This window comes from Mycolicibacterium neworleansense, from assembly GCF_001245615.1.
Taxonomy (GTDB): Bacteria; Actinomycetota; Actinomycetes; order Mycobacteriales; family Mycobacteriaceae; genus Mycobacterium; species Mycobacterium neworleansense.
Genome location: NZ_CWKH01000003.1, coordinates 103792 through 126890, shown reverse-complemented (window position 1 = coordinate 126890; position 23099 = coordinate 103792). Strand labels below are relative to the sequence as shown.

26 protein-coding genes are annotated in these 23099 nt (G+C 67.5%); 9 read left to right on the top strand and 17 right to left on the bottom strand.

Going from position 1 to position 23099, the window contains the following annotated elements; translation table 11 throughout:
- Nucleotides 1–7: 7 nt before the first annotated feature.
- Nucleotides 8–718: a siderophore-interacting protein gene (locus BN2156_RS25055; RefSeq protein WP_090517724.1), complete on the top strand. Its 711-nt coding sequence runs from the start codon at nucleotides 8–10 to the stop codon at nucleotides 716–718.
- 14 nt (nucleotides 719–732) lie between these two features.
- Here the strand turns inward: BN2156_RS25055 and BN2156_RS25050 are convergent, their stop codons facing one another.
- Genes BN2156_RS25050 through BN2156_RS25040 form a run of 3 tightly spaced genes read right to left on the bottom strand, consistent with a single transcriptional unit; the run spans nucleotide 733 to nucleotide 3446 of the window.
- Entirely contained in the window at nucleotides 733–1569 is an 837-nt protein-coding gene (locus BN2156_RS25050) for a DUF5995 family protein (protein WP_090517723.1), read from the bottom strand.
- A gap of 45 nt (nucleotides 1570–1614) precedes the next feature.
- Nucleotides 1615–2205, bottom strand: coding sequence for a TetR/AcrR family transcriptional regulator (locus BN2156_RS25045; RefSeq protein WP_090518533.1), 591 nt, complete (start codon nucleotides 2203–2205; stop codon nucleotides 1615–1617).
- Nucleotides 2205–3446: a cytochrome P450 gene (locus tag BN2156_RS25040; RefSeq protein ID WP_090517722.1), complete on the bottom strand. Its 1242-nt coding sequence runs from the start codon at nucleotides 3444–3446 to the stop codon at nucleotides 2205–2207. Before BN2156_RS25040 ends, BN2156_RS25045 begins: the two co-directional genes overlap by 1 nt.
- A gap of 64 nt (nucleotides 3447–3510) precedes the next feature.
- Between BN2156_RS25040 and BN2156_RS25035 the strand changes: the two genes are divergently transcribed.
- Nucleotides 3511–4383, top strand: coding sequence for a rhomboid family intramembrane serine protease (locus BN2156_RS25035; RefSeq protein WP_162839257.1), 873 nt, complete (start codon nucleotides 3511–3513; stop codon nucleotides 4381–4383).
- Between the two features lie 6 nt (nucleotides 4384–4389).
- Here BN2156_RS25035 and BN2156_RS25030 read toward each other — a convergent pair whose 3' ends face one another.
- The 3 genes from BN2156_RS25030 to BN2156_RS25020 are packed head-to-tail and all read right to left on the bottom strand — an operon-like array spanning nucleotide 4390 to nucleotide 6957.
- Nucleotides 4390–5745, bottom strand: a complete 1356-nt coding sequence (locus BN2156_RS25030) for an FAD-binding oxidoreductase (protein WP_090517720.1) — start codon at nucleotides 5743–5745, stop codon at nucleotides 4390–4392.
- Between the two features lie 22 nt (nucleotides 5746–5767).
- Nucleotides 5768–6256, bottom strand: a complete 489-nt coding sequence (locus tag BN2156_RS25025; RefSeq protein WP_090517719.1) for a DUF3237 domain-containing protein — start codon at nucleotides 6254–6256, stop codon at nucleotides 5768–5770.
- An 11-nt stretch (nucleotides 6257–6267) separates the two neighbouring features.
- The gene (locus tag BN2156_RS25020; RefSeq protein ID WP_090517718.1) at nucleotides 6268–6957 is read right to left on the bottom strand and encodes a maleylpyruvate isomerase family mycothiol-dependent enzyme; all 690 of its coding nucleotides are present in this window, start codon (nucleotides 6955–6957) and stop codon (nucleotides 6268–6270) included.
- Nucleotides 6958–7033: 76 nt separating this feature from the next.
- On the opposite strand from BN2156_RS25020, the gene BN2156_RS25015 reads away from it, so the two are divergent.
- Nucleotides 7034–7684 (top strand): HxlR-like winged helix-turn-helix transcriptional regulator, encoded by a 651-nt coding sequence (locus tag BN2156_RS25015; RefSeq protein ID WP_090517717.1) that lies wholly within the window; start codon nucleotides 7034–7036, stop codon nucleotides 7682–7684.
- On the opposite strand, the gene BN2156_RS25010 is transcribed toward BN2156_RS25015, so the two are convergent.
- Nucleotides 7674–8900 (bottom strand): multidrug efflux MFS transporter Tap, encoded by a 1227-nt coding sequence (locus BN2156_RS25010; RefSeq protein WP_090517716.1) that lies wholly within the window; start codon nucleotides 8898–8900, stop codon nucleotides 7674–7676. The two genes, BN2156_RS25015 and BN2156_RS25010, sit on opposite strands and share 11 nt — an antisense overlap.
- Nucleotides 8901–8970: 70 nt before the next feature.
- Between BN2156_RS25010 and BN2156_RS25005 the strand changes: the two genes are divergently transcribed.
- Both BN2156_RS25005 and BN2156_RS25000 read left to right on the top strand, forming a co-directional pair.
- Nucleotides 8971–9828: a uracil-DNA glycosylase gene (locus BN2156_RS25005; protein WP_090518532.1), complete on the top strand. Its 858-nt coding sequence runs from the start codon at nucleotides 8971–8973 to the stop codon at nucleotides 9826–9828.
- Nucleotides 9829–9841: 13 nt separating this feature from the next.
- Entirely contained in the window at nucleotides 9842–10891 is a 1050-nt protein-coding gene (locus BN2156_RS25000) for an LLM class flavin-dependent oxidoreductase (protein ID WP_090517715.1), read from the top strand.
- Between the two features lie 4 nt (nucleotides 10892–10895).
- Here the strand turns inward: BN2156_RS25000 and BN2156_RS24995 are convergent, their stop codons facing one another.
- Genes BN2156_RS24995 through BN2156_RS24985 form a run of 3 tightly spaced genes read right to left on the bottom strand, consistent with a single transcriptional unit; the run spans nucleotide 10896 to nucleotide 12267 of the window.
- On the bottom strand, nucleotides 10896–11339 hold the full coding sequence (locus BN2156_RS24995; RefSeq protein ID WP_090518531.1) for a nitroreductase family deazaflavin-dependent oxidoreductase: 444 nt from the start codon (nucleotides 11337–11339) through the stop codon (nucleotides 10896–10898).
- 10 nt (nucleotides 11340–11349) lie between these two features.
- Nucleotides 11350–11787, bottom strand: a complete 438-nt coding sequence (locus BN2156_RS24990; RefSeq protein WP_090517714.1) for an HIT family protein — start codon at nucleotides 11785–11787, stop codon at nucleotides 11350–11352.
- Between the two features lie 9 nt (nucleotides 11788–11796).
- Entirely contained in the window at nucleotides 11797–12267 is a 471-nt protein-coding gene (locus BN2156_RS24985; protein ID WP_090517713.1) for a VOC family protein, read from the bottom strand.
- Between the two features lie 27 nt (nucleotides 12268–12294).
- On the opposite strand from BN2156_RS24985, the gene BN2156_RS24980 reads away from it, so the two are divergent.
- Nucleotides 12295–13143 (top strand): AraC family transcriptional regulator, encoded by an 849-nt coding sequence (locus tag BN2156_RS24980; RefSeq protein WP_090517712.1) that lies wholly within the window; start codon nucleotides 12295–12297, stop codon nucleotides 13141–13143.
- Here BN2156_RS24980 and BN2156_RS24975 read toward each other — a convergent pair.
- The 4 genes from BN2156_RS24975 to BN2156_RS24965 form a co-directional block, all read right to left on the bottom strand.
- Nucleotides 13106–13399: a CDGP domain-containing protein gene (locus BN2156_RS24975; protein ID WP_090517711.1), complete on the bottom strand. Its 294-nt coding sequence runs from the start codon at nucleotides 13397–13399 to the stop codon at nucleotides 13106–13108. The genes BN2156_RS24980 and BN2156_RS24975 overlap by 38 nt on opposite strands.
- A 114-nt stretch (nucleotides 13400–13513) precedes the next feature.
- Nucleotides 13514–14020, bottom strand: a complete 507-nt coding sequence (locus BN2156_RS31555; RefSeq protein WP_407661751.1) for an HNH endonuclease signature motif containing protein — start codon at nucleotides 14018–14020, stop codon at nucleotides 13514–13516.
- A complete protein-coding gene (locus BN2156_RS31550) occupies nucleotides 13989–14393 on the bottom strand; it encodes a DUF222 domain-containing protein (RefSeq protein WP_407661750.1) in 405 nt (134 codons plus the stop codon). Before BN2156_RS31550 ends, BN2156_RS31555 begins: the two co-directional genes overlap by 32 nt.
- A 49-nt stretch (nucleotides 14394–14442) precedes the next feature.
- On the bottom strand, nucleotides 14443–17610 hold the full coding sequence (locus BN2156_RS24965; RefSeq protein WP_090517710.1) for an ATP-binding protein: 3168 nt from the start codon (nucleotides 17608–17610) through the stop codon (nucleotides 14443–14445).
- 84 nt (nucleotides 17611–17694) lie between these two features.
- On the opposite strand from BN2156_RS24965, the gene BN2156_RS24960 reads away from it, so the two are divergent.
- The gene (locus tag BN2156_RS24960) at nucleotides 17695–17970 is read left to right on the top strand and encodes a ribosomal protein L7/L12 (protein ID WP_090517709.1); all 276 of its coding nucleotides are present in this window, start codon (nucleotides 17695–17697) and stop codon (nucleotides 17968–17970) included.
- Nucleotides 17971–17976: 6 nt separating this feature from the next.
- Here the strand turns inward: BN2156_RS24960 and BN2156_RS24955 are convergent, their stop codons facing one another.
- The 3 genes from BN2156_RS24955 to BN2156_RS24945 all read right to left on the bottom strand — a co-directional run bounded on the left by BN2156_RS24955 (nucleotide 17977) and on the right by BN2156_RS24945 (nucleotide 21081).
- On the bottom strand, nucleotides 17977–18465 hold the full coding sequence (locus BN2156_RS24955; protein ID WP_090517708.1) for a DNA-deoxyinosine glycosylase: 489 nt from the start codon (nucleotides 18463–18465) through the stop codon (nucleotides 17977–17979).
- A complete protein-coding gene (locus tag BN2156_RS24950; RefSeq protein WP_090517707.1) occupies nucleotides 18462–19166 on the bottom strand; it encodes a polysaccharide deacetylase family protein in 705 nt (234 codons plus the stop codon). Before BN2156_RS24950 ends, BN2156_RS24955 begins: the two co-directional genes overlap by 4 nt.
- Before the next feature lie 85 nt (nucleotides 19167–19251).
- Nucleotides 19252–21081 (bottom strand): flavin-containing monooxygenase, encoded by a 1830-nt coding sequence (locus BN2156_RS24945; protein WP_090517706.1) that lies wholly within the window; start codon nucleotides 21079–21081, stop codon nucleotides 19252–19254.
- Nucleotides 21082–21223: 142 nt separating this feature from the next.
- On the opposite strand from BN2156_RS24945, the gene BN2156_RS24940 reads away from it, so the two are divergent.
- The gene (locus tag BN2156_RS24940) at nucleotides 21224–22279 is read left to right on the top strand and encodes a 2,3-butanediol dehydrogenase (protein WP_090517705.1); all 1056 of its coding nucleotides are present in this window, start codon (nucleotides 21224–21226) and stop codon (nucleotides 22277–22279) included.
- Complete coding sequence (locus BN2156_RS24935) at nucleotides 22276–23055, top strand: acetoin reductase (protein ID WP_090517704.1); 780 nt, start codon at nucleotides 22276–22278, stop codon at nucleotides 23053–23055. The genes BN2156_RS24940 and BN2156_RS24935 overlap by 4 nt, the downstream gene beginning before the upstream one ends.
- The last annotated feature ends 44 nt before the right edge of the window (nucleotides 23056–23099 follow it).

Genomic DNA, 23099 nt, shown 5'->3' with positions numbered 1-23099 from the left:
GGTGCGTATGGGTGAGCAGAAGGCGTCGCGGGGGCTGGAAGGGGCCCTGGTCAAACTCTGCCGGGGCGGCGATTACGAGCTGACGGTGTCGGGTCGTACCCAACTCACGCCGAACTACCTGAGGCTGCACTTCCGTGCGGAGAAGTTGCTCGCCGAACAGCGGGTGCACCCCACGATGTGGGTGCGGGGCTGGTTCCCTGACGAGGGCAAGGCTCATCAGCGCGGCTACACGTTGGTCAACGCTGACCCGCGGGCCGGAACGGTGGACATCGATTTCGCCATGCACGACGGCATCGCCACCCGCTGGGCACGTGACGCCCAGCCCGGCGACGTCTTGGACGTGACGGTGCTCGGCAGCAACTTCACGCTGCCCGAACCTGCGCCGGCCGGTTACCTGATCGTCGGCGACACCGCGTCGCTTCCGGCCATCAACTCGCTGCTGGATGCCATCGGGGACACCCCGGCCTGGGTCTTTCTGGAAGCCGGGTACGACGACGACCGTGAGCTACCGGTCAACGGGGGCGCGGAGATCGTCTGGGTGGACCGATTCGACGAGGACCTGCTGGAGACCCTCAGCGCATCGGCCTTCGACGCGTCCGATCACTTCGGCTGGGTCGCCTGTAACAATCGCACCACCCGGGCGGTGGCGCGGGTGTTCCGCGAGGAGTACGGCATCCCGCGCAAATCGATCAAGGCGCAGGCCTACTGGGTGGCCTGAGCCGGGTCAGCGGCTCACAGCGCGGTCCGGATCGGGGCCGGCGTCGCGGCGATCTGGTCGAGTACGGCCACGTTGTGGGCCACGTCGCGGCTTTCGCGCGCGGCGATCTCCCTGACCGCCAGATCGAATGCGCCGACCAGGCTGGGCGGGTCGAAGACGGCCTGCGCCTGCTGACTCACCTGCAGGTCGCGCCCCCAGATCGTCGGCGGCCGCGCGAATCCTGGTTCCAGGGCCAGCACCGTGGCGAACCGCCAAGCGCTGTCGCGCAGGGAGCGGATCGCCTCGTTGAGGACGAAGATCTGATGCTGTTGCAGCACGGCATAGATGTCGGCCAGCGCCGGCGAGAGGTCGTTGATGTCGTTGACCACGCCACCGATCTGGCTTGCCAGTACCGCGTTGATGGTGTTGAAGTCCTTGTGCAGCATCGGTAGACGGCCCGCACCGGCGAGGCCCTGCACGGCGATGCCGAGGTCGAGGACGATGTGGGCGGTGACTCCGGCGAGCATGTGCTGCACCAGGATCGGCTCTGGCTTGTCGGCCCACTGAAAGGTGGCCCGCCACGACCGCGTGGGCCTCGGGTACCGGTCGGGGTGGAAATAGCCGTTGAGCGCATCGAAGTAGCGCTGCGCGAACGCCGCGTCGAGCCGGTCCATGCGTGGGCCGTCCTCGAACGCCCCCTCCCGGACCGCGGTTCCGACCGCGATGGTGATCCGCTTGTACAGGGCAGCGAAATAGCCCAGCCGACTTGACGTTTCCACGGCCCAGTCGGTGATCGTGTCGATCGCCGAGACGACCTCGGCAATGCTGGTGACCGCCGGTAGCGGCGGCAGTGGCGTCGGGTGGCTGGCCATACTCGAAAGTATGGGGCAGGTCGGTCCGTCCTGCCCGGCAATCGGCTACTCGACCGGCAGCTGACCCGGGATGACCAGCGGGGCGACGAACTCGGCCAGCATGGTGCGCTCATCGGCCTCGTCGACGCCGGGGAAGATCAGCAGCGAGACCATCACGCGCACCAACCACCGGGCCCGGCGGCCCACCTGGTCGTCGGCCTGCGTCGCCGTTCCGGCCAGCGAGCGCACGAATCCCTCGACCAGCGCCCGGATCACCTCGGAGTGCTCGGCCATCTCGCCACCGATCGGCCGCTGCGCGGTGGCGAACCACGAGGCCAGTGCCGGGCTGGCGCGCACTGCGTTCAGTGCGGTGATCACGCCTTCGATCAGCCGGTGCGCCGGATCGGTGACGGCGGCCACCTGTTCGCTGACCTCTTCGTACAGCCGTCGTGCCTCGCGGTGCACGTAGGCGGTATAGAGCGCGTCGCGGTTTTCGAAGTACCGGTAGAGCGTGGCGCGCGAACACCCTGCGGCCGACGCGATCTCGTGCATGCCGACGGTCGCCGCGTCCTTCTGGGTGAACAGGGCGTCGGCGGCATCGAGGATGTGGTCGGCGGCCACTTCGGACCGCCGGACCGCCAACCAGTCGCGGGGCATCAGGTCCCGGCCCGGAACGGCACTGACAGCGGCCGTCGCACGTAGCTGCCCCCGGCCCACGTCACGCCGTCCAGGTCGACCTCGAAATTCGGGTAACGAGAGAGCAGTTCGGTCAGCGCGACCCGGGACTGCATGCGGGCGGCCGCCGCGCCGAGGCAGAAATGCGCACCGTGGCTGAAGGTCAGGATGTTGCGCGGTGCCCGCCGCACGTCGAGTTCGGCTGCATTGTCGCCGAATTCACGCTCGTCCCGGTTGCCCGAGCCGTACAGCAGCAGAGTCTTGCGGCCGGCCGGGATGGTGGTGTCGCCGATGGTGACGTCGCGGGTGGTGGTGCGGGCCAGGCCCTGCACCGGGGAGGTCAGCCGCAGGAACTCGTCGATCGATTCCGGGATCAGCTCGGGATCGTCGATCAGGAGCTGACGCTGATCCGGCCGCTGCTGCAGGAGTTGCACTGCACCGCCGAGCATTCCGGTGGTGGTGTCGTTGCCGCCGGTCACCATGGTGAAGGTGAAGGCCAGGATCGACAGCAGGTCAACGACGTCGGCGGCTCCTTCTTCTTGGCCCGCCGCCACCAGGTGCGAGATCGTGTCATCGCCCGGCTCGCTCCGGCGCCGTTCGATGAGCTCGGAGAAGTAGGCCATCATCGAGGCCACGGCCGCTCCGGCGGTGCCCATCGCCGCGGTGATCCCGCCGGCCGAGCTGTTGGCGGCGACGATGGCGTCGGTCCAGCCGTCGAACTGGTCCCGGTCCTCCTCGGGCACCCCGAGATAGTGCGCCACCACCATCGACGGCAACGGCTTGAACAGCTCGGCGGCGATGTCGCCGCCGCCGTTCGAGCGCAACCCCTCGAGGCGCTCGACGACGAACTCCCGAACCTTCGGTTCGACGGCCTCCACCTGCCGCGGGGTGAACCCGCGCGAGACCAGCTTGCGGAATTCGGTGTGTACGGGTGGGTCCTGCATGACGAACGGCGGATTGTCGGCCAGCCCGATCATGTCCAGCTCGCCGTAGGTGACGGTCAGGCCCTGCGCGGAGGAGAAGGTGCCGTGGTCACGGGCCGCGGCCCAGATGTCGGCGTGCCGGGACAGGACGTAGTAGTCGTGCTCCGGAGACTCCTCGGGCACCACGTGGTGAACCGGGTCGTGGTCGCGCAGCGCGGCATACATCGGCCACGGGTTGGGCCAGGTGTCGGCGTCGGCGGGTACGAACTGGGCGGGGCTGTGAGACAAAGTCGCTGCCATGTCTTATTGGTACGACATTCACGGGATCAGTGTCAATAGTTGGTTGGCATTAGGCTCGGGCGTGATGAGCACCCCTGGCACGCCGCAGCTACCTGCCCAGACGCCGACGTGTTACCGGCATCCGGACCGCCCGACCTATGTGCGCTGCACGCGCTGCCAGCGTCCCGTCTGCCCGGAGTGCATGCGCTCGGCGTCCGTGGGCCATCAGTGCGTGGACTGTGTCAACGAGGGCGCCAAGTCGGTGCGGGCGCCGCGCACACAGTTCGGCGGGAAGATGCGCACGGGGGCGCCGATCCTGACCTATGCGCTGATCGCTGTGAACGTGCTGATGTTCGTGCTGCAGATGGCGTCGAAGAACCTGGAGCAGGAACTCACGCTGTGGCCGCCCGGTGTCGCCGCGCACGACGAGTACTACCGCCTGGTGACGTCGATGTTCCTGCACTACGGCGCGATGCACCTGTTGTTCAACATGTGGGCGCTGTATGTCGTGGGGCCACCGCTGGAACAGTGGTTGGGCCGGCTGCGATTCGGCGCGTTGTATGCACTGAGCGGGCTGGGCGGTTCCGTGCTGGTGTACCTGTTGTCGCCGCTGAACAGCGCGACGGCCGGGGCCTCCGGCGCGATCTTCGGTCTGTTCGGCGCGATCTTCGTGGTGGCCCGCAAGCTCAATCTCGACGTCCGCTCGATCGCCGCCGTCGTCATCATCAACCTGGTGTTCACGTTCGCCGGCCCCGCACTCGGAACCGGAGCGATCAGCTGGCAGGGCCACATCGGCGGATTGATCACCGGCGCGGGCGTTGCCGCGGCCTTCGTCTACGCCCCGCGTGAACGCCGCAATGCGATCCAGGTCGGGGTCTCGGTGGGGGTGCTGGTGCTGTTCGCCGCGTTGATCGCCTGGCGCACAACCAGTCTGCTCAGCGCCTTCGGTATGGGCTGAGCCCCGCTAGATCGCCGCGCCCGGATTCAGGATGTTCAGCGGGTCCAGCGCCCGCTTGATCCGGTGATTCAGTTCCACGGCGTCGGGACCGATCTGCCCGGCCAGCCACGGCTGTTTGAGCCGGCCCACGCCGTGCTCGCCGGTGATGGTGCCGCCCAGCCCCACGGCAAGGTCCATGATCTCGCCGAAGGCCAGCTGGGCCCGCGCGGCCATGTCGGCGTCGGCCGGGTCGAACACGATCAGGGGGTGGGTGTTGCCGTCACCGGCGTGGGCGATCACCGAGATCAGCAGGTCCCGTTGGGCGGCGATCTTGGCCACTCCGCTGACCAGTTCGGCCAGGGCGGGCAGCGGTACGCCGACGTCTTCGAGCAGCAGGGATCCCTTGGCCTCCACGGCCGGGATGGCGAATCGGCGGGCCGCCACGAAGGCCTCGCCCTCGTCCGGATCGGAGGTGGAAAACACCTCGGTGGCACCGCATTCGGTGAACACCTGAGCCATGAACTCGGCGTCGTCGGCGCCGGCAGCCCCACGATCGTCGGAGGCGGCCACCATCATGGCCGCGGCGGTGCGGTTCAGGCCCATCTTGAGTTTGTCCTCCACGGCGTTGATCGCCACGGCATCCATGAACTCCAGCATGGACGGCCGGATCTTTCCGGTGATCTTCACGACCGAGTTCGAGGCGGCCTCGACCGAATCGAACGTGGCCACCACGGTGCATGGCGAATGCTGCGGGGGCAGCAATCGCAGGGTCGCCTCGGTGACCACGCCGAGCGTGCCCTCGCTGCCGACGAACAGCTTCGTCAGGCTCAGGCCCGCAACATCTTTCAGCCTCGGACCGCCCAGGCGCACCGCGGTGCCGTCAGCCAGCACCACCTGCAGGCCCAGGATGTAGTCGGTGGTGACGCCGTATTTGACGCAGCACAGCCCACCTGCGTTGGTGGCGACATTGCCGCCGATGCTGCAGATCTCATACGACGACGGGTCGGGTGGGTACCAGAGTCCGTGGGCGGCAACGGCTTTCTTCACCTCGGCGTTGAGCAGGCCGGGCTGCACGACGGCGGTGCGGGTAACGGGATCGACGGTGATGTCCCGCATCTTCTCGGTGGACAGCACGATGCCGCCGTCGAGTGCCGTCGCGCCGCCGGACAACCCGGTTCCCGCACCGCGCGGCACGACCGCCACCTGGTGGGCGCTGGCCCAGCGCAGTACGGTCTGCACCTCTTCGGTGCGAGTGGGCCGGACCACCGCCAGCGGGGTGCCCGCGGCCGGATCGGCAGCCCGGTCCTGGCGGTAGGAGGCCAGGATGTCGGGGTCGGTGACGACGACACCTTCGGGCAGTTCGGCGATCAGCTCTGACAGCACACCGCGATCCTACGAGCGGGGGTCAGCCGACGGCGAACACCCGGTAGTGCACTTCGCTGAGCGATACCTGGTTGATGGCAACGGTGTGGACGGCGTTGAGCCAGCGGTAGCGCTCGTCACCGGTCTCGAACAGTGGACTGGACCTCGCTGTCATCTCGTCGTGGCGGATCAGTTCCCCGGCGGTGAACCGGTCAGCGGCCGCCTTGTCCATCCGGACCCGTCCGGTGTTGGTCAGGTAGATGACGGCGCCGTCGTCGGTGCGCAGGGTGGCGCGCACATCCAGGCGCGCCACCCCGTCGGTTCCGAGAAGAACCCAGTCTCCGCCGCCGGGCAGGACGTCGGCGGCGATACGCGGTCCGACGCACCGGCCGTGCTTGACGACGTAGGTCATGCGCGTGCCCAGGGGTGTGGGAAACACATGTACCGCCTCGAAGGCGATACGGATGTCGAGCAGGTGGTCGAACGTCGGGGTGGCATCGATGTCGACGAGAGGTGTTGTCAGTGTTGTCATTTCGGTTTCTCCTAGAGTGGACGGATAGCTGCGGCCACCAGGTCGTCGGCCTCGCCCCGGCGCAGCATGAGCCGGGCGATCGCGTCGTCTGAGCCTTCGACGCGGTGCTCCTGAGCGCCGGCGCCGGGGGTCCAGTTCGTCCCCGTCCAGGTGATCGCCATGGATTTCGACGGCGCGGTCAGTCGCAGGGTGACGGGCCCGCTCTCCAGCGGTTGGGCCTGGCGGAGCAGGAACAACTCGCCGAATCCGAGGATGGCTTCGATGGTAGCGGGGGAGAACGTCGAGTTCCGGTCGCCGGTGGCCACCTTCAGGTCGTCGAGGTGCACGCCGAACTCCAGGATCAGCGAGCGCAGCGCGGCGGCCACCGGGAAGTCGCCGAACGGGGCCGGTATCACGGGCCATTGACTGGGTGCCTGGTCGAATGCGGCCTGCAGATGTCTGACGGCCAGCCGGATGGCGGCCGGTAGATCGGGGTTGGCCATGGTGAGTTCTCCGGGCGGCGTGGTGATTTGGGCCCGGGCCCGGTGGTAGGCCTCTGCATCGCGGAAACAGACGACGGCCACGTGGTCGGCCAGGTCGTCGATGGTCCACCCGGCGCACGGAGTGGGGGACCGCCGCTGGGCGGGCTCGAGGCTTTCGAGCAGATCGGCGAAGGCCAGGGCTTCGTCGGAGGCGGCGGCGAGCAGGTTGTCGAGGGTCATGACATCACGCTAGAACCACATACTTGGAAAAAACAAGTACCAAATTGGAAATTCCAATCGGCGGTATCCTGGCTGCATGGCGTCACGTTCGTACGGCCAGCACTGCGCACTGGCGAAAAGCCTCGACCTGGTCGGGGATCGATGGACCCTGCTGGTGGTGCGCGACCTCCTCGACGGGCCCAAGCGCTATGGGGATCTGCTGGGCACTCTGGCTCCGATCGCCACCGACATGCTGGCCGGCCGGTTGCGTGATCTGGAGGCCCATGGGCTCGTGCGCAAGCACACGCTGCCCAAGCCCGCGTCCACGACGGTCTACGAGCTCACCGACGACGGCCGCGCGCTGGAGGACGTCATCAACGCCTACACGCGGTGGGGCAGGCATCTGATCGAGACCCGCGCACCCGGGGATGCCGTGCGTCCCGAATGGTTGATCCGCGCAGTGCGTGCCTTTGTCCGTGCGGACCGCGACGGGCCACCGGTCACGGTGTGCCTGGTGACTCCGGAAGGGCAGGCCACCGTCGCGATCGGTCCGGAGAGCGTGGACGCGTGCGAGGACGCGGCACCCGCCGACGTGACGCTCACCGGCGAGGCCGAGGTGTTGGGCGCGGCGATGGACCCGGCTCAGGTGCCGGGCCTGTTGGCCGATGGCCGCCTGGAGATCGAGGGCGATCCTGACGCGGTCGCCCGATTGGCGAAAGCCTTTGCCCCGCCACGGGTCAGGGGCTAGGCCGGTCCAGCTCGCGCAGCGCGGTCAGGAACACCGCGACGAGGCCCAGGGCCAGCATCGGCAGGGACAGCGCCAAAAACGTCGCATGCAGCCCGGCGGCGTCGGCCAGCGGGCCGGCCAGGATCAGTCCGAGCGGGCCTGCCGCGTAGGCCAGTGAGCCCATCACCCCGACCACGCGGCCGCGCAGGTGCTGCGGCGCGGTGGTCTGCATGACGTAGTTGTAGATCGGTGCGATCGGTCCGTACACGAACCCGACGATCGCGCACAGCACCAGGATCAGGGGTAGCGGCGGCAGGAACGCGATCACCGTCATCGCCACCCCGAGCGTGATCACCGCGGTCAGCATGGTGGCCCGCCGGCTCATGTATTTCGACAGCACGGCGTAGCCGAGCGCACCGAGCAGTCCGCCGATGCTCAGCGCCATGAGTACCCAGCCGAGTTCGGTGGGCTCGTTGCGGTCGGTGAAGTACTTCGGGAACAACACGGATTCCATCGGCATGTACAGGCCGGTGGCCACCAGGTCGACGATCGCCAGCGTGCGCAATACCGGTGTGTTCCAGACGAATCGCAGCCCCTCGGCGATACCCGCGAGCACACCCTCGGTCAGCACCGAGCGGTCCGGGGCGCCCGCGCCTTCCAGTCGCAGCATCGAGATGGCCAGGATCGAGCAGCAGAAAGCCCCGGCGGTCACCCACATGGTGTTGATCCCGCCGAGGGTGGCGATCAACAGACCGCCGATACCGGGCCCGACGATGTAAGCCAGGTTGAACACCGCTTCGTACACCGAGTTCGCGTGGTCCAACGTCCACCCGGCCCGCCCGGCGGCCTCGGGCAGCATCGTCTCGCGTGCGGTCATCCCGGCGGGATCGAAGAACGCGCCGAGGGCGGCCAGCAGCGCCAGCACCGCGACGTTGACCGCGTCCACCCCGAATATCAGGGCCAGCACCGGGACCGCCATCACCGACAATGCCGAGAGCAGATCGGAGATCATCGAGACCCGTCGGCGGCCCAGATAGTCGACGGCTGCTCCGGCGATCAGGGTGGCGACCAGCAGCGGCAGGGTGCCGGCCATTGCGACGATCGACGCATCGAGCGCAGAACCGTTGCGCTGCAACACCAGCCAGGGGAACGCGACAATCGTGATGCCGTTCCCAGCGCCGGCCATCAACGCGGCGAACAGGATCAGCAGCAGTGGACCGCGTTTGGTGTTCGTCATGGGGTATCGCGGCCGAATCTAACAGCGCGCCCGCACCCGCCGCGACGAGTTTTCCGGCACAGTGGACGGGATGTCGATGCCTCAACTGCCGCATCCGGGGATCGGGGGACTGTTCCCGTCGCCGGTGCCGCCCGGCTCGGGCTGGCCCGGTGACCCGGCGGATGCGACGACGCCGGTGGCCAAGACCGCGGCGCAGGTGCGGCGGCTGGCCGGGCGGGCCGCGACGATGACCGAGTTGGACGCGGGGATCTCGGTGTGCCGGGCCTGCCCCCGACTGGTCGAGTGGCGTGAGGAGGTGGCCGTGGCCAAGCGGAAATCCTTTGCCGATCAACCCTATTGGGGACGGCCGGCCACCGGGTTCGGTGCCGAGCGGCCCGGCATCTTCATCGTCGGGTTGGCCCCGGCCGCCCACGGTGCCAACCGCACCGGCAGGGTGTTCACCGGGGACCGCTCGGGGGACTTCCTGTTCGCCGCGTTGCACCGGGCCGGGCTGGCCAACCAGGCGGTGTGCGTCGACGCCGCCGACGGCATGGAGTTGATCGACACCCGCATGGCCGCCGCGGTGCGCTGCGCACCGCCGGCCAATGCACCCACCCCGGCCGAGCGGGCCACCTGCGCGCCGTGGCTGCAGGCCGAGTGGCGGCTGGCCGGGCCGTCGGCGCGGGTGGTCATCGCGCTGGGCGGGTTCGCGTGGCGGGCGGCGCTGGAGCTGATCGGTTCGGACATCAAACCCGCACCCAAGTTCGGCCATGGTGCGACGGCGGCACTGACCTCGGCTTTCGGCCCCGTCACCCTGCTCGGCTGTTTCCACCCGAGCCAGCAGAACACGTTTACCGGCCGGCTCACCCCGGCCATGCTCGACGACATCTTCGTCACCGCCAGACACCTGGTGGCGCAGGCGGGCGGGAACGAACCGGACGGCCCATGACGTTGACGCTGTCATGCGGCTTTCTGTCCTAGACCTCGTCCCGGTACGCACCGACCAGTCCACCGCCGATGCCCTGAAGGCGACGACGCACCTGGCGCAGACCGCTGACCGGCTGGGATACACGCGCTACTGGCTCGCCGAGCACCACAACATGCCCGCGGTCGCGGCCACCAGCCCGCCGGTGCTGATCGCGCATCTGGCCGCGCACACCTCGCAGCTGCGGCTGGGGTCGGGAGGGGTGATGCTGCCCAACCACGCGCCGCTGGCGGTGGCCGAGCAGTTCGCACTGCTGGAGGCCGCCTATCCCGGCCGCATCGACCTCGGCATCGGCCGGGCCCCGGGCTCCGACCCGGTCACCTCGCTGGCACTGCGCGGTGCCGCGGGCCGTGATGATCGCGATATCGAGGCGTTCCCGCAGTACCTCGACGATGTGGTGGCGCTGATGAGCGCCCGTGGCGTGCGGGTGCCGTTGCCGCGCGATCTGATGCGCGAGAACTACGTGCTGAAGGCGACGCCCGCCGCGGTCACCGAGCCGCGCATGTGGCTGCTCGGTTCGTCGATGTACTCGGCGCATCTGGCCGCGGCCAAGGGGTTGCCGTATGTGTTCGCCCATCACTTCTCCGGGCAGGGCACTGCCGAGGCCTTGGCCGTGTACCGCGACGAGTTCCAGCCCAGTGACCTGGCGTCGGAGCCGGTGACCTTCCTGACGGTCAACGCCTCGGTGGCCGAGACCACCGAGGAGGCCAAGGCGCTGCTGCTGCCGCAGTTGCAGATGATGGGCCGGCTGCGGACCGGTCAGCCGCTCGGCGCCCTCGACCTGGTCGAGGATGCCGAGGCGACGACCCTCAGTCCGCAGGCGCAGGCCATCGTGGCCTCCGGGCTTCGGCGTGCCGTCGTCGGTTCGCCGACCGAGGCGGCCGAGCAGGTCCGGGCACTGGCCGAAGAATTCGATGTCGATGAGGTGATGGTCAACCCGGTGGGGTCGGCCCGCCGCGGCGCTGATCCGGCCACCGCGACGGCCCGCGACACCACCCTGGAACTGCTCGCCAAGGAGTTGTTCTGAGCCGCTAGGGCGTCAGCACGACCACCGGAATCGGGCGTGTGGTCCGCTTCTGGTAGCCGATGTAGCGGTTCTTGTTGCCCTTCATGTTGTTCACGATGTCCCACAGCCGCGGGTAATCCGGGTCTCCGGGCAGCACCGGCTTGGCCGTCACGCCGAACCGCTTGGGTCCCACGTTGATCTCGACCTGCGGTTTTGCTTTCAGGTTGTGGTACCAACCCGGAGCCTTGGGCTCGCCGCCCTTGGATGCCACGACGAGGTAGTCGGCGCCGTCCTTGGCGTAGGCCAGCGAATTCGCGCGCTGCTGGCCGGTTTTGGCGCCGACCGTATGCAGGATCAGTGTCGACGGGCCACCCGGAATCGTATGGCCGATCCGGCCGTCGGTGGCTTTGTAGATCTTGTCGTGCAACAACAACATCGGGAGGCCGATGTAACGCTCCCACCAGGGCATGCTCATGCGCTCAATCCTGCGCGGATTCGTCGAGCTGCGCCAACGCTGCACGTAGGAGGCGCCCGGATTCCTCGCGGTCCGGGTCACGGCGCAGCACCATCCCTTTGGCGAACGACAACTTGTCGCCGGAACGGCGCGGCACCACGTGCAGGTGGATGTGGAACACGCTCTGGAAGGCAGCCTTGCCGTCATTGATGGCGATGTTGTTGCCGTCGGCGTGCAGCCCGGACAGCCGGGCCGCGCGCGCGATGCGCTGGCCGATGCCTGCCATCGCGGCCACCGTCTCCGGCGGCGTGTCCGTCAGGTCGACGGTGTGCCGCTTCGGAATCACCAGGGTGTGGCCCCGGGTGAACGGCCTGATGTCGAGAATGCCCAGGTAATCGTCGTCCTCGTAGACGCGGATGGCGGGGGCAACACCAGCGACGATGGCGCAGAACACGCAAGACATCCCGCCACGTTAACCTCCGGCGGTGGCCGCCCATTCGGCGACGCGTCGTTCACGCTCCTGCGGCGTGAGGTCCTCGACGCGCGTCATCACGGTCCAGCGCTGGCCGAACGGGTCGAGGATGGACGCGAACCGGTCGCCCGTGACGAAGGTCTGCGCGGGCTCGCGGATCGTCGCGCCGGCCTGCTCGGCCCGGGCCACGACGTCGTCCACGTCGGGGCAGTAGAACCCGATCGAATGCGTGGCCGCGGCCCCCGGTGCGGGGGCGGCGATCTGGTAGGCCTCCTGCGGGTCTCCCAGTTGCAGCCGGCCGGTGCCGAAGTCCATTTCGGCATGCGCGACGGTGCCGTCGGGTCCGTCCATCCGCTCGACGACTTCAGCGCCGAACACGTTCTGATAGAACGCGATCGCCTTGGCGGCACCGTCGACGCAGATGAACGGGGTCAGGCTGGTGTAGCCCTCCGGAACAGGTGTGACACTCATGTAGACCAGTTTCGTAGGCTGTGGCCCATGGCCGCTTGGAAAAACGCGCCAGAACGGGGCGTGGTCGGCCGCGCCGGAAATGTCTCGGCGTTCGACCTCCACCGGTGGGCGCCGTCGGAGGGCGCGGCAAGGTTCGTGGAGCACTTCTGGTCGGTGACCTGGGACCGGCACGCTGAGGGGCCGTTCGAGAGCACGGTGATCACCTTCCCGGCCATGCATCTGACCCGTGAATGGGGCGATGATGTTGTGCGCCATGGCCATCAGCTGCCCTGCACATTGCTGCACGGCGTCGTGCCCAAGGTTTTCCGTATCACCATCAGCGGGCGGGGGAGTGTGGTCGGGGCGCGTTTCCGGCCCGGTGGTTTCACCGCTCGCTTCGGCGGCGACGCCGCTGCGATGACCGGACGGGTGGTGCCGGTGAGTGACGAGTTATTCGGTGCACCAGTGATTCTCGGCGAGGACGCGGCTACCGTCCGCTCCCGGCTGGAGGATGCCATCGCCGCGTCTACCGCACCGTTGGATGACACCTACCGTGCGCTGGCCCCGTTGGTCGACCGGATGCGCGACGACGCGACCCTGCATCGCGTCGAGCAGGTCATGGCGCTGTCACCGTGGAGCACGCGGACCACACAACGGGTGTTCCGTCGCTATGTCGGCGTGACGGTCAAGTGGGTGCTGTGCCGGTATCGGTTGCAGCAGGCGGCACTGGAGATCGAGAGCGTGCCCGGCGTCGATTTCGCCGATCTCGCAGTGCGACTCGGCTGGTACGACCAGGCCCACTTCATCAACGATTTCCGGACGATGCTCGGCAGCACGCCGGGTGACTACTCGGCTGAGGTCAACCGTCGATATGAGTCGGAGGGTCGGCGAAGGTGAAATCGAAGGGGTAGTCATGGCCGGGCCCCATCGGGTCGCAGCGCTTGACGGGCACCAGATGGGAGCTCCAACCGCTGGGCACATAGCCCCACGTTCCGATGCAACGTTGCCAGCTGCCGTCGGGCTGGATGGGTCCGTCGCACTTGCTGATGACGTTGCCGCCATACAGGCAGCCGGCACTGGCCGGCGGGGCCGAGGTGATCAGCCCGGTCACCGTCAGCACGGTGGCCAAGCCTCCGATGATGCAGAGCTTCATGGGTTCTCCCGTCTGCCGCTATCCACGGACGCTACCGCTCACGTAGCTCGGCGGTGGCACCTTTGTACCCTTTCGGTCGGGCCGGACGCCGCCGCCCGGTGCATCACATGCGGGTCAGAATGGTGGTGGTGGTCCGTATTCTTCGGCGAGCCAGGCTTGGTAGTGGCGTTCGTATGCGAGGTCGTTGTTGAGTTCGGCGCGCAGGCGTCGTTCTTCGGCGATGCGGTCTTGGCGGTCTTGTTCGCGGGTGCGTGAGCGTTTGGGCTTCTTCGCGCCGCGGTTCGAGTTCGGGGTCGGAGCTTGGGGTTCGGGCAGGTGCAGGTTCCCGGTCGGGGTGGCCAGGGTCGGGAACATCGCGGCGCCGTGCGGTTCGGTGGTGTAGGTGTGCCCGGTGGGTGTGGTGATTTCTACTGTCCCATCGGGTAACTGACGATCCGACCAGCCCGGGCAGAACGTTTTGACCAGGTGGTGTGCCCGGCAGTACAGCTTGGTGTTGGACGGATGGGTCGGGCCCTGCGGATAGGGCATGGTGTGGTCGATGTCGCAGCGTTGCACCGGGGCGTCACAACCGGGGAAGCGGCACGTCAGGTCACGGAAGCGGATGAACTCCGAGAGTGCCACCGAGGGGCGGTACCCGGGCTCGGTGCCCTCGGGGGCGGTGGGTGCGGCGGGTGATGATCATCCGAACCACCCGATAATCGATATCGCCGACGGCGAAGCGGGCCGCCACCTGGGGCAGCTTGTCGCGCAACACCCGGGCGTGATGCACCTGGGTGCGGGCCCGGCCCCGGCTGATCCGCATCGCCGCCGACACCTCGGCGCACACCTCCTCGTAGGGGTCGGTGCGCCACAAAATGCTGTCGATCAGTTCCTGTTCACGCAGGGTGTCCAACGCCCCGATCGCGGTGAACCGGGCCGCGATCGCCACCGACTCGGCCCGCGAGGCAGCACCGACCTGGTCGATCAGGACCACATCAGACACCACATCGAACATACGTTCGAGTATGCCACCGCCCACCGACAGGAGAAGAGAAAGCACCCACTCAGGCCAACGCGGCGGCCAGCGCCATGTGCCCCTCGAACCCCAGCCTCGTTGCCGTGTCTCGGTATCGGTCGCGGAAATACCGGTAGCCGGTGTCGTCGCCTTTAGCGCGGGCGATGAGCGCACGGATCCGTAGGAGCACGATGTCGCGAAGGATCAGGCCATCGTCGGCGGGGATCGCACCCAGCCGCCCGATGGCGGCCTCCGCTTCGTCCAAGTCGCCCTCGGCGCCACGATCCAGGAGCGTTTCGGCAAGGATCCCTGTCGCCAGGATGTTGTACGACAGCTGCCCGCTGTGGAAGAGGTCGTCGATCGCCTGGCGCAGCACCCGGATCGCGCCGGCCCGGTCACCGCGCTTGGCCCGCTCGCGCGCGGTGTAGACATCGATGCCGACGAGCTCGGAGAGGTAGAACCGTCCGCTCAGGCACATCTGCCGGACTTGTCCGAGGATCGCCAGCCCTCTTTCCCGGTCGGCCGGGGAATCCCGGTTCAGCAGTGCGTACCCCATGGTCACGCGGGCAAGGCCGAGCGCGATGTCGTCGCCGGCTCCCTCGGTGGTCTGCAGGGCCTCGTCGATGTCGCGCAGTGCTTCGTCGCTGGCGAGCAGTACCCCGCAGGACACCGTGGTGAAGTACGTCCAGGTGATCACGAGCGCGTGGGTAAATCTGTCGGTGTTGCGTGACATGGCGAGTGCATGACTCAGATCCGCCCGCCAACCCTCAAGGCCCAGTGCCCATTTCGCGATGCTACGGGCCGCTACCGCGACCGCCAGTGGTGAGCCGACGATGAAGTTTCCCTTGGTGGGATCACCGTCGGCCAGGTCGATCGCCATCTGAGACCAGCGCAGCACCTCACCCATTTCTCCGCTCTCGATCTTGAGTGAGATCGGGGTGGCGGACAGTCCGACGGTGAGTACCGGATCGCCGATGGACTCGATCAGGCTCATGTGTTCGGAGACTTGGCGCGACGCCTCGCGCACGCGGCCCTGAAGCATCAATTCGCCGGTCAGCCCGGCCATTCCGATGGCAAGGGAGGCCTTGTCTCCGGCGGCCTCGCACAGCTCGCGCAGTTCTTCGAATCGGGCGCCCGAGACGCTGACCTTGCTGCGGAAGCCGTTGCCGCACACCAGGGTGCGAGGCGCGATCCGCATCGCCGGCCGATCCGGATCGTCGGCGGGCAACAGATCGGCGATCTGGCGGGCGCGTTCCCAGCAGACCTGTGCCGCTGCGGTGTCGCGGGTGTTCGCCCAGGCACCGGCGCGCATGTGCCAGGCGTAGGCCGCCCGCAGGTCGCCGGCGGCTTCCAGGTGTTCGGCGATCAACGCCGCGTTCTCGTCGGCTTGCTCGGGCTCGCGCTCGGCTATGGTGTCGGCCAGCCGGCGATGCAGTTCCGAGCGATCGGATTTGAGCTGTGATTCGTAGGCCACGGTGCGCACCATCGGGTGGTGGAACGCGAACTCGGCGTGCGGCGTGTACTGCACTTGGTCGATCAGCTCGGCCTCGATCAGCTCCTCGAACGCCGGCTCCGTGTTCAGGCAGGTCAACAACCCGGCGCTGAACCGTGACCCGATGACCGCGGCGGCGCTCAGTGTTCGCTTGGCCGCCGGGTCCAGCCGGTCGATCCGCGCCGCGATGGTGGCCTGCAGGGTGGCCGGCACGCTCACCCGGCCGTGCCCGTCGCACAACGCGTAGGCGCCTCGTTCGCCGCGGAGCAGGCCGCGTTCGGCCAGGTCACGCACGATCTCGAGGGCGAAGAACGGGTTCCCGGCGGCGCGTCCCGTGATGGTCTCGGTGAGATCACCAACTCCGTCGCCGGTCCCCAGCAGTTCGGTGATCAGGGCGGAGGTCTCCGAATCATTCAGCGGCGCAAGCACAATCGTTTGTGCACCGTGCACATGGCTCAACGCGCCGTGGTATTCAGGGCGGTAGGTGATCACCACCAGGGACGGGGTTTGTGGGGTCACCAACAGGAAATCCGACAGCATCGACTCGCTGACGCCGTCAATCCAGTGCGCGTCCTCGACGACGTAGACCGTCGGGGTGGTCCGTGCCAGCGACGCCGCGTTGACCAGGGTGGTGAGTCGGCGCCGGCGAGCGTCGGGGTCGATCGTCGGCAGAATGACGTCGGGGTCGGCGATGCCGAGCAGGTCGTCGAGCAGCTCCAGGCTCTCCGGGGCGTCGTCGGGAATCTGGGCCCGGACCTTCGCGCGCGCGGCCTCGCGGTCCAGGTCTGCCACGCCGAATCCGGCCCGCAGGAGACCGGCGATGGCGTGGAACGGAATCTCGGTGGTGTGCGACTCGCAGAAAGTCGAGTGCACCGGCACGCCGCGCGCGGCGGCCTTCGCGGCGAGCTCACTGACCAGTCGGCTCTTGCCGATCCCGGGCCCGCCCACCAGCAGGACGATGCTGCCGTGCCCCTGGATCGAGCGCTCGAGGATGCCCTCGACGGCGGACAATTCCCAGCCCCGGCCCACCAGCGTCGATTCGCTGATGTTGAGCAGGTCGTGGGCGGAATCGACCTCCAGGAGCCGGCGTGCCCGGATCGGGTGGTCGGCACCCTTGATCTGCACCATCTCGGGTTCGCCGAGCTTCATGGTGTCCTTGACCAGGTGTGCGGTCGATTCGGTGAGCATCACGCCGCCGGGCGGGGCGACCGATTCCATCCGTTGCGCCATGCCCACGTGCTCGCCGATCGCGGTGTAGCTCATCGTGTCGGTGCCGACCTCGCCGGTGATGACCTGACCGGAACTCAGCCCGATCCGAAGATGCAGGTCGAGGCCGTCGCGGGCTTTCACCTGCACCGCCAGCAGGGCGGTCTGCTGATGGATCTCCAATGCGGCCAGGCAGGACCGAAAAGCATGGTCCTCCAGCGCAACTGGTGCTCCAAAGATGGCCATGATGCCGTCGCCGGTGAACTTGTCGACGGTACCGCCGTAGCGGCGGACCACAGCGGCGGAGCGGTTGAACAGCTCGCTCATGATCTCGCGAAGCCGTTCGGCGCCCAAAGTGGCCGCGATGTCCATTGACCGGACGACATCGGCGAACAAGACGGTGACCTGTTTGTACTCGGCACCGGGTGTCGAGGTGACCGGTGCGCCGCACGCGTCGCAGTACCGGGCACCCGCCCGTGGCTCGGTGCCGCATGCACGGCACGTCGCAGTTTCCGTCATTCGAAGCCCCCGCCATCGGAGAACCTGCTGAAACGAGGATAGAACGCAGCAACGTCGCAGGGGCCCGGATGCCACACTGGCACGATGGGCCTTTTCCGCGGCAACGACGAATCGAGCAACGACCTGCGCCGACGCGTGGAGGAACTGGAGCGACGGGTTGCTGCACTGGAACGCGCGGCCTCGGCTGCCGGGCATCCGGTGTCGCTACCGCCCACGGGTCAGCCCAGCGAGATGATGGCCAGCCAGATGGTCCGCCAGCTCGCCCTGCAGGGGCAGAAGATCGCTGCCATCAAACTGTTGCGCGACGAGACCGGGCTGCGGTTGAAGGAGGCCAAGGACATCGTGGACCGACTGGCCTGACCGAGGCTAAGCGTTGAGCGCCGGCCGCCACGCCTCGAGTTTGTCCTCGTAGCGCATCGTCTGTGCGGGGCTGGTCGACGGCACGCGCACGCTGCGCAGCGGGGGAGCGCCGAGAAGGCGCCGGTAGTTCGCCTCGGCGGCAGCCCCGTTGAACACCACCCGCTGCAGTGTGGGGTGCGAGCCGAAAAATGCGGCAAAGTCGTTGGGTGCCATGCTGTCCCGCTCGACGGCTGAATCCAGGCTCCCGACGCGGCGGCAGGACCGCAGCACATCCCACACCGCGACCCGGTGCGTGCACAGGGCGTTCACTCGATCTGAATACGGTGCATCGGCATCGAACCCGAAGAGCGCGCCGGTGATCCGCCAGAATGCGTTACGCGGATTGCCGTAGTACTGCCCGGACGCCAGCGACATCACGCTCGGCATGTTCCCCAGGATCAGCACGCTGGGCGTCTCGCCGACGATGGGATCCAGCCCGTGCAGCAGCTCGGTCATGGGTTCGCCAGCAATTCGGACACGGTGACGAATCGGTAACCAGCCGAGCGTAATTCGTTGACGATACGGGGGACGGCGGCCCGGGAGGCATCGCGGCTGTCGTACATCGCGTGCAACAGGACGATCGAGCCCGGGTGGACCTGGGAGACGGTCTCGGCCACGATCGCGTCGGCAGCCGCGCCGGTGGCCGAGTCGGGTTCGACGTCCCAGGTGACCATGGTCCGGTCATGTGAGGACAGGTATCGCGGCAGCGTCCACAGCTTCTTTCCGTAGGGCGGCCGGAAGGTGATCGGACCCTGGTACCCGGTGGCTCGGATCGCGGAGTCGGTCCGTTCGATTTCGTCGGCGACGGTGGCCGGTGACGTCAGCACCATCCGCTGATGCGAGTAGCTGTGATTACCGATTTCGTGCCCGGCGGCGGCGATTGCGGCGCCGTATTGTGGCGCGGCGGTCAACTCGGCGCCGGTGAGGTAGAAGGTGGCTCGGACGCCGGCGTCGTCAAGCATCCGCAGCACCTCGGGGGTGTGCCCGGTCGGTCCGTCGTCAAAGGTGAGGGCAACGACTTTGGCGGAGGTGGCGACCCTGGACACCAGGTGCCCGGTGAGCGCGAAGGTGCGTGACTTCGACACCCAGTACCCGGCGGCCGTCACGGTCACCGCGACGATCAGCAGAACGGCGAGACTCCACAACCATCGACGCACCCTCGTATGTATACCCGGCACACACGCGGGCGCCCCGAACGGCGTGGGGGGAGATGTCACGTTCGGGGCGCCATGTCGTGGGTCGTCAGCTCAGGTGATGGACCTCCTGAAGTCCGTACACCGGCGTTGCCAGGCCTTCGTAGCGGGCCTTGAGCTGCAACGCCAGATACAGCGAATAGTGCCGGGATTGGTGCAGATTGCCGCCGTGCAGCCACAGGTTGGGCTGTTGGGTGGGCTTCCACATGTTGCGTTGTTCGCCCTCCCACGGCCCGGGATCTTTGGTGGTGCCCGAGCCGAGGCCCCACACCTTGCCGATCCGGTCCGCAACTTCCTGGCTGATCAGGTCGGCGGCCCAGCCGTTCATCGAACCGAACCCGGTGGCATACACGACCACATCGGCGGGCAACTCCGTGCCGTCGGCCAGGATCACCGAGTCCTCGGTCAGCCGGTCCACGTCGCCGTGCGCGAGTTTGATGCTGCCGTCCGCGACGAGCTCGCAGGCGCCGACGTCGATGTAGTAGCCCGAACCGCGCCGAAGGTACTTCATGAACAGGCCTGAGTCGTCGTCGCCGAAGTCCAGGTCGAATCCGGCGGCTTCGAGCCGGGCGTAGAAGTCCTTGTCGCGCTGGCGGATTGCGTCATAGATGGGACGCTGGAAGTCGGCCATTATGCGGTACGGCAGGGACGCGAACGTGAGATCGGCCTTCTCGGTGGTCATTCCGGCCGCGACGGCCCGCTCGGAGTAGAGGTCGCCGAGCCCCAGCTCCATCAGCGATTCCGATTTCACCACGTGGGTCGATGAGCGCTGCACCATGGTCACGTCGACGTAGTTCTCGTACAACGCTTTACAGATGTCATGGGCGGAGTTGTTGGAGCCGATCACCACGACGCGCTTGCCCACATACTGATCCGGGCCGGGATGGTGGCTGGAGTGATGCTGATCGCCGCGGAAAACGTCCTGTCCGGGCAGCGTCGGAATGCTGGGCTTGCCCGACATGCCCGTTGCCAGCACCAGCTGCACCGGGCGCAGCGTGACGGGTTCGCCGTTGCGGTTCACCTCGACGGTCCACCGCTGTTCGTCTTCGTCGTACGACGCGGACACGCACGTCGTCGAGCTCCAGTACGGCACCTCCATGACGCGGGTGTAGAACTCCAGCCAGTCGCCGATCTTGTCCTTCGGTGCGAACACCGGCCAGTTGGCCGGGAACGGCAGATAAGGCAGGTGGTCGTACCAGACCGGGTCGTGCAGGCACAGCGACTTGTAGCGCTTGCGCCACTGGTCGCCGGGCCGCTCGTGCTGGTCGACGACGATGGCCGGCACACCGAGCTGTCGCAGCCGGGCGCCCAGTGCGATGCCGCCCTGACCACCGCCGATGACCACGGTGTAGGGCTGTTCGGTGTAGCCGAGGGTGAGGTCTTCGTCGAGACGCTTCTCGGCCCAGGACCGCCGGTCCGGATCGGAGCCGTGCACGGCGCCCAGTGGCCGGTTGGCGCCCTTGCGTTCTTCGTGCCCCTTGAGCTCCTGCAGTGTGGTCAGCAAGGTCCAGCCCAATTCGTCTCGCAGCCGCAGGTGCCCTTTGCCGCGGCCCACCGCCGTATCGAACTCGATGAAGGCCGAGGTGACGACGTGTTCCCCGTCGAACTCCTCGGTCGGGGTTTCCGAGGTGCGGAATCCGGAGGGATCGGTGTCGTTCAGCCGGGCGGTCAGCATGTCGGCTATGCCGTCGCGGCCTTCGAGGGTCTTGAGGTTCCAGGTGAAGGCGACCAGGTCACGCCAGAAGCTGTCGGTGGCGAACTTCGCGACAACGCGTTCGACGTCCCGGTCGGCCAGTGCGGATTCGAAGTCGGCCAGCCAGGCGTCCACCCGTTCCTGTGGGGACAGCGTGGCCAGCGGTGCGGCGGTGGTCTGTGTCATGTGGCCCAGCCCACACCGTGTCGAACACCGCAACAAGGGTTGCACGGGGTTGCAATCCACCTGGCGTTTGCCTGTGCAAATTGAAGGCGCAACGTCTTGCAACCCTTACGGCGCACCCGTCTGGGCGCCTACAACGTCCTCTATGAAAGCAGCCGTGTACTACGGACCGAACAAGGTCGAAGTCGCCGACGTCCCCGAACCTGACCCCGGCCCCGGAACCGTCAAGGTCAAAGTCGGCTTCAATGGCATATGCGGTACCGACCTGCATGAATACTATGCGGGCCCCATCTTTGTGCCGACCGAGCCGCATCCTTTGACGGGCCGGCAGCTGCCGCTGACCATGGGCCATGAGTTCTCCGGGACCATCACCGAGGTGGGTGCGGGCGTGGCAGATTTCGCGCCGGGCGACCGCGTCGCCGTCGAGCCGATCTACCGGTGCGGACATTGCGCGCCGTGTCGGGCCGGGACCTACAACATCTGTCAGCAGATCGGCTTCCACGGCTTGATGTCCGACGGCGGGATGGCCGAATACACCGTGGTGCCGACCGACATGCTGCACCGGCTTCCCGGCAACGTGTCCCTCGAACTCGGTGCGCTGGTCGAGCCGATGTCGGTGGCCTATCACGCCGCCACACTCGGTGAGGTCGGCCCGCTGCACACCGCGGTCATCTTCGGCGCCGGACCGATCGGCATCGGCCTGTGGTTCGCGCTGCGGGGCAAGGGGCTCGACGACGTATTCGTCGTGGAACCCTCGCCGACCCGGCGGACTGCGATCGAGACTCTCGGCGCCAAGACCCTGGACCCGACGACCATCGATGTGCCGGCCTTCATCGTCGATCACACCGACGGGCGCGGGGCCGACGCGGCGTTCGACGCTGCCGGGGTGGCACCGGCGATCGAGGCGGCCACGGCATGCGTGGGTGCACGCAAATCCACCGTCAGCGTGGCGATCTACGAGAAGCCGCTGCCGACACCATTGCTCAATCTGGTGATGAACGAGTCCAGGATTCAGGGTTCGCTGTGCTACACGTCGGCGGACTTCGAGGCAGTCATCGATCTCATGGCCCAAGGGGTGTACGACACGAGCGGGTGGGTCACTCCCATCGCGATCGACGACGTGATCGACGAGGGATTCGAAGCCCTGCACGCAGGCAAGAAGATGAAGGTGTTGGTCGATCCGAGCGGAGGCGCATCGTGACACTGCACGGCAAGGTAGCGCTGGTCACCGGCGCGGGCCGCGGAATCGGGCGGGGCATCGCGCTGCGGCTGGCGCGGGACGGCGCCGATGTCGCACTGGTCGACGTGGTACCGGACGGGATCGATGCGGTTGCCCGGGAGATCTCCGAAATCGGGTCGAAGACAACAACTTTCGTCTGTGATGTGAGTGACCGTGATTCGGTGTACGCCGCCGTCGCACATGCCGCGTCCACTCTGGGCGGGTTCGACATCATGGTCAACAATGCCGGGGTGGCCCTGGTCGGCCCGATCGCCGAGGTGACGCCCGCCGACATCGCCCGGGTGTGGTCGATCAACGTCGACGGTGTGCTGTGGGGAATCCAGGCTGCCGCGGCCAAGTTCATCGAATTGGGCCGGCCGGGCAAGATCATCAACGCCTCGTCGATCGCGGGGCATGACGGTTTCGCGATGCTCGGGGTGTACAGCGCAACCAAGTTCGCGGTGCGTGGTCTCACCCAGGTCGCGGCCAAGGAATACGCGTCTGCGGGCATCACCGTCAACGCCTACTGTCCCGGCATCGTCGGCACCGACATGTGGGTCGAGATCGACAAGCGGTTCGCCGAACTCACCGGCGCCGCCGAGGGCGAGACATTCCAGAAGTACGCGGGCGGCATCGCGTTGGGTCGCTCGGAAACACCGGAGGACGTGGCCGGATTCGTTGCCTACCTGGCCGGGCCGGACGCCGATTACATGACTGGTCAGGCCGGTTTGATCGACGGAGGGCTGGTCTATCGGTAGCCCGCGATTGGCGTCCAGATGTGATGTGGAGCACAATCGGCGGT

Excerpts from the sequence above, each read along its gene's own strand:
- BN2156_RS25055 (WP_090517724.1), top strand. The coding sequence starts at position 8 with ATGGGTGAGCAGAAGGCGTCGCGGGGGCTGGAAGGGGCCCTGGTCAAA.
- BN2156_RS25050 (WP_090517723.1), bottom strand. The coding sequence starts at position 1,569 with ATGGCCAGCCACCCGACGCCACTGCCGCCGCTACCGGCGGTCACCAGC.
- BN2156_RS25045 (WP_090518533.1), bottom strand. The coding sequence starts at position 2,205 with ATGCCCCGCGACTGGTTGGCGGTCCGGCGGTCCGAAGTGGCCGCCGAC.
- BN2156_RS25040 (WP_090517722.1), bottom strand. The coding sequence starts at position 3,446 with ATGGCAGCGACTTTGTCTCACAGCCCCGCCCAGTTCGTACCCGCCGAC.
- BN2156_RS25035 (WP_162839257.1), top strand. The coding sequence starts at position 3,511 with ATGAGCACCCCTGGCACGCCGCAGCTACCTGCCCAGACGCCGACGTGT.
- BN2156_RS25025 (WP_090517719.1), bottom strand. The coding sequence starts at position 6,256 with ATGACAACACTGACAACACCTCTCGTCGACATCGATGCCACCCCGACG.
- BN2156_RS25020 (WP_090517718.1), bottom strand. The coding sequence starts at position 6,957 with ATGACCCTCGACAACCTGCTCGCCGCCGCCTCCGACGAAGCCCTGGCC.
- BN2156_RS25015 (WP_090517717.1), top strand. The coding sequence starts at position 7,034 with ATGGCGTCACGTTCGTACGGCCAGCACTGCGCACTGGCGAAAAGCCTC.
- BN2156_RS25010 (WP_090517716.1), bottom strand. The coding sequence starts at position 8,900 with ATGACGAACACCAAACGCGGTCCACTGCTGCTGATCCTGTTCGCCGCG.
- BN2156_RS25005 (WP_090518532.1), top strand. The coding sequence starts at position 8,971 with ATGTCGATGCCTCAACTGCCGCATCCGGGGATCGGGGGACTGTTCCCG.
- BN2156_RS25000 (WP_090517715.1), top strand. The coding sequence starts at position 9,842 with ATGCGGCTTTCTGTCCTAGACCTCGTCCCGGTACGCACCGACCAGTCC.
- BN2156_RS24995 (WP_090518531.1), bottom strand. The coding sequence starts at position 11,339 with ATGCCCTGGTGGGAGCGTTACATCGGCCTCCCGATGTTGTTGTTGCAC.
- BN2156_RS24990 (WP_090517714.1), bottom strand. The coding sequence starts at position 11,787 with ATGTCTTGCGTGTTCTGCGCCATCGTCGCTGGTGTTGCCCCCGCCATC.
- BN2156_RS24985 (WP_090517713.1), bottom strand. The coding sequence starts at position 12,267 with ATGAGTGTCACACCTGTTCCGGAGGGCTACACCAGCCTGACCCCGTTC.
- BN2156_RS24980 (WP_090517712.1), top strand. The coding sequence starts at position 12,295 with ATGGCCGCTTGGAAAAACGCGCCAGAACGGGGCGTGGTCGGCCGCGCC.
- BN2156_RS24975 (WP_090517711.1), bottom strand. The coding sequence starts at position 13,399 with ATGAAGCTCTGCATCATCGGAGGCTTGGCCACCGTGCTGACGGTGACC.
- BN2156_RS31550 (WP_407661750.1), bottom strand. The coding sequence starts at position 14,393 with ATGTTCGATGTGGTGTCTGATGTGGTCCTGATCGACCAGGTCGGTGCT.
- BN2156_RS24965 (WP_090517710.1), bottom strand. The coding sequence starts at position 17,610 with ATGACGGAAACTGCGACGTGCCGTGCATGCGGCACCGAGCCACGGGCG.
- BN2156_RS24960 (WP_090517709.1), top strand. The coding sequence starts at position 17,695 with ATGGGCCTTTTCCGCGGCAACGACGAATCGAGCAACGACCTGCGCCGA.
- BN2156_RS24955 (WP_090517708.1), bottom strand. The coding sequence starts at position 18,465 with ATGACCGAGCTGCTGCACGGGCTGGATCCCATCGTCGGCGAGACGCCC.
- BN2156_RS24945 (WP_090517706.1), bottom strand. The coding sequence starts at position 21,081 with ATGACACAGACCACCGCCGCACCGCTGGCCACGCTGTCCCCACAGGAA.
- BN2156_RS24940 (WP_090517705.1), top strand. The coding sequence starts at position 21,224 with ATGAAAGCAGCCGTGTACTACGGACCGAACAAGGTCGAAGTCGCCGAC.